Annotated in this window: 6 protein-coding genes; 4 read left to right on the top strand and 2 right to left on the bottom strand. The window is 58.0% G+C overall.

Annotated elements, in window-relative coordinates:
• Nucleotides 1–104: 104 nt before the first annotated feature.
• Genes HQL56_16695 through HQL56_16680 form a run of 4 tightly spaced genes read left to right on the top strand, consistent with a single transcriptional unit; the run spans nt 105 to nt 3,505 of the window.
• Nucleotides 105–353, top strand: a complete 249-nt coding sequence (locus HQL56_16695) for a PQ-loop repeat-containing protein (GenBank protein MBF0311155.1) — start codon at nt 105–107, stop codon at nt 351–353.
• A 31-nt stretch (nt 354–384) separates the two neighbouring features.
• Nucleotides 385–1,371 carry an AAA family ATPase gene (locus tag HQL56_16690; protein MBF0311154.1) on the top strand — a complete coding sequence of 329 codons (987 nt, stop codon included), beginning with the start codon at nt 385–387 and terminating at the stop codon, nt 1,369–1,371.
• Nucleotides 1,372–1,375: 4 nt separating this feature from the next.
• Nucleotides 1,376–1,924: a hypothetical protein gene (locus HQL56_16685; GenBank protein ID MBF0311153.1), complete on the top strand. Its 549-nt coding sequence runs from the start codon at nt 1,376–1,378 to the stop codon at nt 1,922–1,924.
• An 18-nt stretch (nt 1,925–1,942) separates the two neighbouring features.
• Nucleotides 1,943–3,505: a B12-binding domain-containing radical SAM protein gene (locus HQL56_16680; protein ID MBF0311152.1), complete on the top strand. Its 1,563-nt coding sequence runs from the start codon at nt 1,943–1,945 to the stop codon at nt 3,503–3,505.
• Between the two features lie 89 nt (nt 3,506–3,594).
• Here the strand turns inward: HQL56_16680 and HQL56_16675 are convergent, their stop codons facing one another.
• Nucleotides 3,595–4,167: a TIGR02646 family protein gene (locus tag HQL56_16675; GenBank protein MBF0311151.1), complete on the bottom strand. Its 573-nt coding sequence runs from the start codon at nt 4,165–4,167 to the stop codon at nt 3,595–3,597.
• The gene (locus HQL56_16670; GenBank protein ID MBF0311150.1) at nt 4,154–7,057 is read right to left on the bottom strand and encodes a tetratricopeptide repeat protein; all 2,904 of its coding nucleotides are present in this window, start codon (nt 7,055–7,057) and stop codon (nt 4,154–4,156) included. Before HQL56_16670 ends, HQL56_16675 begins: the two co-directional genes overlap by 14 nt.
• Nucleotides 7,058–7,429 lie beyond the last annotated feature (372 nt).

Raw genomic sequence — 7,429 nt, 5'->3', positions numbered from 1 at the left:
CGGATTGCAACGCGGCCAGGGACCAAAAGATGGTGAATGTCAACACGCCCTAAGGGGGCTGTTCGGCCCCGTGAGGGTATTTTGCAACAAGGCAGGGAGCGGCGATGCTGGAATGGGTGGGATGGCTGGCGATGGTGATTTCGATCATGTCGTTGTTGCCGCAACTGTGGAAGACCTGGCGCAGCCGCTCGGCGCGGGATCTCTCCTTTCTCTGGCTCTTCCTGGCGCTGGCCTCGGCGGTGCTGTGGACCCTCTACGGGGTGCTGCTGCCCGCTCAAGCCATGATCTGGACCAACAGCATCGTCGGGGTGATCCTGGGGCTGATCCTGCTGCTGAAGTTGCGTTTCGACTGAACGAATCGTCCACGAATCGAGGGTGGCAGAGGTGTTCACCGAACTATATTTGGGGAAATTCAAGAATTTCGTGGACGCGACTCTGAAGATGGGGCCGTTGACGGTTCTTATTGGCCCCAACGCCTCGGGAAAGAGCAATGTGCGGGATTTGTTTCGTTTTCTATTGGGGAATTTTCGGGGTTGTACGTTTGAGGAAAACGTGTTTGGAAAATGGGGAGAAGGTGGAAATTTGGAATGGCCAGGGGTGAGAGGCCAGCTATCTGATTATGAAGAAGCAACGTGCCGATTCATAACAAATGATAATGAAGTGTCTAGTGATTTCTTAAAGGGAATATTGAAGTCCCCTCTACCAAAATATTTCGCCTTTATGCGTTTTCTGGACCTGTCCCCCGATGCCCTGCGTCGCCCGTCGGCCCCTGGGCTGTCGGTATTGGGCGACCGGGGCGAAAATCTCTCTTCCGCTCTCCAGGCCATTTGCGCCGACGAAAAGGACAAAGCCGCGCTGCTCTCCTGGCTGCGGGAGCTGACTCCCATGGCGGTGACCGATCTGATCTTCCGGGAATACGCCGATGGCTTGATCCAACTGGCCATCGTGGAGGAAAACGGTCGAATCACCTCCGCCGGCAGTGCTTCCGACGGCACGTTGCGGCTGTTGGGGCTGCTGGCGCTGATTCTCGGGCCCAAGGTGCCGAAATTCCTCTTCATCGAGGAGGTGGAAAACGGGTTCCACCCCCAAGGCCTGCGGCTGGTGGTGGATCTGTTGCAGCGGCTGGCCCCCAGCCGGGGGTGTCAGGTGGTGGTGACCACCCACAATCCCTATCTGCTTTCGCTGCTTTCGGCGCAGACGCTGGAGACCACCAGTCTGATCTACCGTTTGCCGGGGGAGGAGGAGGGGCGCATCGTGCCGGTTTTGGAGATTCCCCATCTGCGGCAGGCGCTGGAACATCAGGATTTGGGCCAGTTGCTCACCGGGAACTGGATGGAGATCACTCTGGAATTCGCTCGGGGGGAGGTGTGAGGCCGTGCGGGTGCTGCTCATCACCGAAGATCCCACCTATGACCAACACCTTCTCAAACCTCTGCTTGAGGCGATGTTCGCCCATTTGGATCGTGCGAAGGTCCGGGTGCGGGTTTGCACCAATCCGGTTTATCCGGGGGTGGAGAATGTGTTGAAAAACCTCTGTGCCGTGACCTCAGCCAATCCCATGGTCGATTTGTACCTGCTGGTGGTGGACCGGGACGGCAAATCCGGGCGGCGGCAGATGTTGGACCGGCTGGAAACGGAAAACGGGAACCTTCTGGCGGCTCATGCCATCGAAGAAGTGGAGGTATGGACGCTGGCCGGATTGGAGCATGCCGCCTGGAAGGAGATTCGACAGGCAACGGATGCCAAGGAACGCTTCTTTCAGCCCCTGGCAGCGGCGGAATACGCCCATTTTCCTTTTGGCGGCTACAAAGAGATGGGTCTCAAGGCTGCTGCCAACTACAAACGCATGCGTCAGTTGTGCCAGGAGGATCTGCTGGATCTGGAAAACCGTCTGGCCGGGTGGCTTGCCGCCCGTGCCACGTAAGGGCAACGGGAGCCGTCTGTGGACATACTGCTGGTCAATCCCCATCAAAACGATGCCGAGACCACCATTCCCTGGGGCATTCTGGCGGTGGGCAGTTATCTGGTCAGTCGGGGATTTTCGGTCAAGCTGCTGGATGCTTCCATCGACGACGAGCCGTTGATTCTCAAGCAGGTTCGGGAGTTGCTGCCCCGGGTTGGGTTGATCGGCGTGTCGATCATGTCGTCCAACACGCCGTTTTTGCAGCAACTGGCGGCGGAGGTGAAGGCTCTCAAGCCGGAGTGTCGTGTGCTGGTGGGGGGGTCTCACGCTTCGTTGTGTCCCGAGCAGACCTGCGCGGAAGAGAACGTCGACTTCGTGGCCACGTCCGCCGGGGAGTTCACCACGGAGCGGCTCATCGAGGAGTTGCGCCGTGGGGAACCCGATCTGGCGTCGGTGCCGGGGTTGATCTACAAGGAAAACGGCGTTGTTCACCGCACCCCGCCGCCCCCGCCGCCGCCGTGGTACGATTTGGACTACGAACTGCTCGATCCACGGGTGGTCAGCCATTTCGGCAACTTCATGGAGGTTCTGGCCGGGCGGGGGTGTTCCTTCAAGTGTACCTTCTGTTACAACGTGGTCACCGGGCAGAAGTGGATCGGGCGGCCTGTGGCGCATCTCATGGCCGAGGTGGAGCGGGTGGTGCAACGGTACAATCCGCGCACCATCTTCTTTCGGGACGATCTTTTTTTCCACAATCGGGAGCGAATCGTCGAGTTCATCCGCATTTATCGGGAGAAGGGTTTTCGTTTCCGCTGGTGGGCCAGTTGCCGGGCGGCCGATTTCCGGCCGGATTACATCAACGACGAGATGTTGCGGGATTTGGCGGAGATCAATCTGGCGCAACTGCGTTTCGGGGTGGAGTCGGGTTCGGAAGCGATATTGAAGTACATCAAGAAGGGCATCCGGCTGCATCATGTGACCACGGCGGTATCGCGGCTGGCGGTCTATCCGTCGATTCAGCTCAGTTGTGGATTCATCATCGGTTTTCCCAAAGAGAGTTACGACGACTATCTGAAGACCATGGGTCTGGTGTGGTGGATTCATCGCACCAAGGCGGACAGTGTCATCAAGGGTCCGTACATGTACCGGGTATATCCGGGGGGGGAGTTGTACGAGGAGGTGCAGCGGGATTGGGGTATTGCGGCGCCGGGGTCGTTTCAGGAGTGGGTGGATCGCTACCGCAAGATGGGGGGGTATGACGACCGGATCTTTTATCCGTGGATTGCGCCGGAGCATCGGGTGTTGACGCGGGACGCCTTTCGCATTTTCAATCTGGCGCGGTGGGAGGAGCGGGACAAGCCGGAGGGTGCGGTGAAGCGGGTGTTGATGTGGCCGTTGGTGATGGTGTTGAGGGGGCGTTTCCGCTGGGGGTATTTCCGCCATTTGGTGGATTTCCGTCTGGCGCAGTGGATCCGGGAGTTCTCCTGGTGGCGGGTGCTGGGTCGGTCGAGTTTGTACGGCAGGCTGGAGGGGACGGCGCTTTACCGGTGGTTCAAGGGGACCGGGTTGTTTGCCGGTTTGAAGCGCGTGATGACGGGCTAAGCCGTGCCTTTCAATATTTATCCTTTAAGTATCAAAAAAAGGAAATGTTCTGTCCGTTGACGTTGTCTTGAAGTGTTTTTGGTGCTTCTTTATAAAAATAAATACCTGAAATCATATTTATCTTGTTTAGAACGATCCAGTTTATCTAAATCCTCCAACATATCAAACCGCGCCTGGGGTCTTCCTGCCTCATTGAGCCCATAAAGTTCAATGGTTTTTTCGGCCCTCTCTTTCTCCACGGGGGACAGTCGGGAGTTCGGCTTCAATTTTCCACATGAATAGTCGATCATAAAATAGGTGTCGAAGGAATATGCTGTATCGTCCGGACGCAAGAGGCGATCATCAAATTTCTCCAGTTTGTATCTTTGGCAAAGGGTGCAAGCCGGATAGAGATTATCCCAGACAAAGGCAAGTTCGGGGAATGTGCTTTTGGGCTTGAAATGTTCGATGGTTTCCGTGCTGCTAAGGGCGAGTCGCAGATCACAAAAGGCGCAATGCCTAGCATGCGCCTGGGAAAGGGCTTGGCTGACAGAGGTTTTGCACTTGGCATTGTACCATCGGAAGACCTGCGATTTTTTTTTGTCCGCAAGCCATCGTGTGGTCCAGTCGGTGCTTTTGATTGCCAGACATCTCGGCTGGTTTGGCCTGTTAAATTTCATCATCGATCGGATCCCGCTCGGCCAATCGCTGCATCTGCATTCGCTCCCGGTTCATGATACCGTGAAGCTCGGCCCCTCTCTCTCCGATGCGGCCCATAAGCTCGCCAAGTTTTCTGCGGTTGTCCTCATCCTGAGGATTTTGCAGGAAAGTCTCTCGCAAGCCGCGAAACTGGTTCAGCATCGTTTCCGTTTCGGGGTCGAAACGCTGCGTGATGCCAAACACCTCATCCAACACCGTGATGTAACTCAATCCCGCCCCGGAGGGTTTAGCCTCGATGCGAACCTCTTCGGGGTCCAGGGCATAGACCCAGGCCCCTTTGACCGAGTTGACCACGAAGGGGGAGTGGGTGGTGGCGAAGATTTGGGCGCGGGGAAAGAGTTTTTGCATCGCGGGCAGCAGGCGGCGCTGCCAGGAGGGGTGCAGGTGGATTTCGATCTCGTCGAGAAAGAGCAGGAAGGGTTTATCCAGGGTGGAGACTTCGGGGTTGGCGCGAGTCAGGTGATCCAGGCGCATCATCAGGTTGCCCAGCCAACTCAGGATCGACTTGAGCCCGTCGGGTAACACGTCGAGGGAGAGGGGGTGTTGTCCATCCCAGAGGCGAACCCGTAGGGGGTTGCGGGACATGCGGAATTCGAAATCGCGTCCGGTGATGTCGCGAAGGGTGTCGAGAATGGTTTGCAGCGCCTTGCGATAGCGTTGCGCCTCCTCCACATTGCCCTCCACGCGGGCCAGAGCCTCCTGGGACAGATTGCCGGCAATCCATTGCAACAAGGCCTCGGGCGGCATGCTGTTGTGAAAGGAGAGGGCCTGATGCAGGGGTGACTGGTCGATCTCCTGCAAATTGACCTCGAAATCGGCCAGGGTGGTGCGCCCGCCGGAGTAAGTAAACACTGCGAAGGGCAGTTTGTCTGTTTCGCTGGAGCGTTCCAACGCTTGAATCTGGCGGTACTCCTGCAACCATTCTTCGTGGTTGAAACCGATGCGCAGGTTTTCGGCGCTGTTGGTCCAACACCGTCTGGCCACCAGGACGCTTTGAACCTCCTGAAAGTGATTGGCCATGGCATAAAGCAGGGTGCTTTTTCCGCTGCCGTTGGGGCCGGTGAAGAGATGGATGTCGGCCTGGTTTGATGCGGTACGGGGTTCAAAGACGATGCGCATGGCCTCGAAGGGGCCGATACGTTCCAAGTCGATCCAGTCGATGCGGAAGGTATCCGCATCGGCAGGCGTTGCTACACGGGCGGAATGGGGCAGGGTTGACTCCCGCCGCAACCGGGAAAACTCCTTGGCGACGTCTCTGGCTTCCAGGCTGCGACCAAGATGTTGCAACACCGTGGCCAGTGTATTTAAAGAGGTTTGAATATGACCTCGAAAGGCATCTGGAAGTACTTGGTTCAGACTTCGGGAGATTGCCACGGCTTCCTGGGCGGGTGCGAGTGCCTCTGCCGAACGGTCAACTTCGCTCAAAAACTTGGCCAGATTGTTGAGACTCGCCGCGAGGTCAGGACGGAAGGCCTGCGGCTGCTGAGTCGCCAAATCCCGCCGGATGTCGACGGCTTCCTGAGCGGGTGCGAGTGCCTCTGCCGAACGGCCAACTTCGCTCAACCAAATGGCCAGATTGTTGAGGCTCCCCGCGAGGAAGGGACGGAAGGTCTGCGGCTGCTTACTCGCCAAATCCCGATAGAGGGCGACGGCTTCCTGAGCGGGTGCGAGTGCCTCTTCCGAACGGCCAACTGCGCTCAACCGATTGGCCAGATTGTTGAGGCTCTTCGCAAGGTCAGGCCGAAAGTCCATGGGCCGCTGCTTCGCCAAATCCCGATAGATGTCGACGGCTTCCTGAGCGGGTGCGAGTGCCTCTTCCGAACGGCCAACTTCGCTCAACCGATTGGCCAGAGTGTTGAGGCTACCCGCTAGGTCAGGCCGGATAGCTTGCGGCTGCTGACTTGCCAACTTCCGATAGATTTCGACGGCTTCCTGAGCGGGTGCGAGAGCTTCTGCCGAACGGCCAACTTCGCTCAACCGATTGGACAGATTGTTGAGGCTCATGGCCAGATCAGGATGCTGCGGCTGTTGACCCACCAAATCCCGATAGATGTCGACGGCTTCCTGAGCAGGGGCGAGGGCCTCCGGCGAACGGCCCAGGGAGCTCAATGTTACCGAATAACTATTGAGAAAGCGGGGCAGTTGGGCTCGGCTGGCGAGGTCGGTGGCCTTGCTGGTCCGCAGCCGCTGGATGATGGCACCTTCCACCTTGGCGGTGAAGGCGTTCAGGTCCAGGTGGTAGTCCGGCAGCAGGTCGGCCAAAACAATAACCTGCAACCTCTCCAACGGCAACTCCGGCTGATCCACCCAAGCGTTCAACCAGTTCAAGGGCTGGTCGAAGCCGAGGGGGCCGAAATGATCCACACAACGAATGGCCACGGCCATAGCCTTGACCCAGGCGTTATCGAAAGCGCGCAAGGCGGCGGCCTGGGCTTTCACGGCATCGCCGTTGCCCAGATTGCGCAACAGGAACAACTCCCCCAGCCGGTCCGGCAATGGCGCGGCCCCGCTGCCGGAAGCGGTGGGCAGCAGCTCCTCCAGCCGTTCCGCAAGGACAACGGGGTCTCCCAGTTTGCGGAAACGGCCCCGCTCCCGTCGACAGAGGGCTTGCAAGGCTGCCCGCTCCAATCCGTCACACAGGGTGACGCAGGCGGCCAGATGGCGCAGAAAGGCGTTTTGGATCTCAAGCCCGCCGGGGGCAAGGAAACGGCTCTCCTGCTGTGCCACCAGAAGCCGCAGTTCTTCCAGGCTTCGCCCGGAATAATCCGGCAACACCGGGGCGGGCGGCGTGAGACCTCCCTGGGGGGATGCCTTCCGGGGCTGGCGAGGCGGGGTGACCTTCTTCGATTCCATCCCGATATCCTTCGAAAACAGTTTGATTCTGCCGGGAAGATGAGGATGGAATTTCAATCGGGGCAAGTCAAGATACCGCCTGTAACGCGCAGGCCCATGGGAAAACACCGCCACCACGCCCGTCGGAAAATGAAGTCCGTTGCCTTTTAATATTTATCTTTTAAAGTATCAAAAAAAGAAAATGTTCTATCCGTTGACTTGTATGTTTTTTTCTTTTTGATTCATAACGATTCAGGGCTCTGTGCAGCGCGACATGACGGAGTCAACAGCGGAAAAGTCCCAGGGGTGCCCCCTGGACCCCATGGGGTCGGAAAGATCAAAGGAAAAGTCCCAGGGCGCTGCCCTGGACCCGCCGGGGGGGATAATCCCCCC

This window comes from Magnetococcales bacterium (assembly GCA_015231925.1).
GTDB lineage: Bacteria > Pseudomonadota > Magnetococcia > Magnetococcales > JADGAQ01 > JADGAQ01.
Note: the sequence above shows the minus strand (reverse complement) of the source record. Positions and strands in the feature narration are given on the sequence as shown.

Coding starts and splice junctions, on each gene's coding strand:
- HQL56_16670 (MBF0311150.1), bottom strand. CDS start 7,057: ATGGAATCGAAGAAGGTCACCCCGCCTCGCCAGCCCCGGAAGGCATCC.
- HQL56_16675 (MBF0311151.1), bottom strand. CDS start 4,167: ATGATGAAATTTAACAGGCCAAACCAGCCGAGATGTCTGGCAATCAAA.
- HQL56_16695 (MBF0311155.1), top strand. CDS start 105: ATGCTGGAATGGGTGGGATGGCTGGCGATGGTGATTTCGATCATGTCG.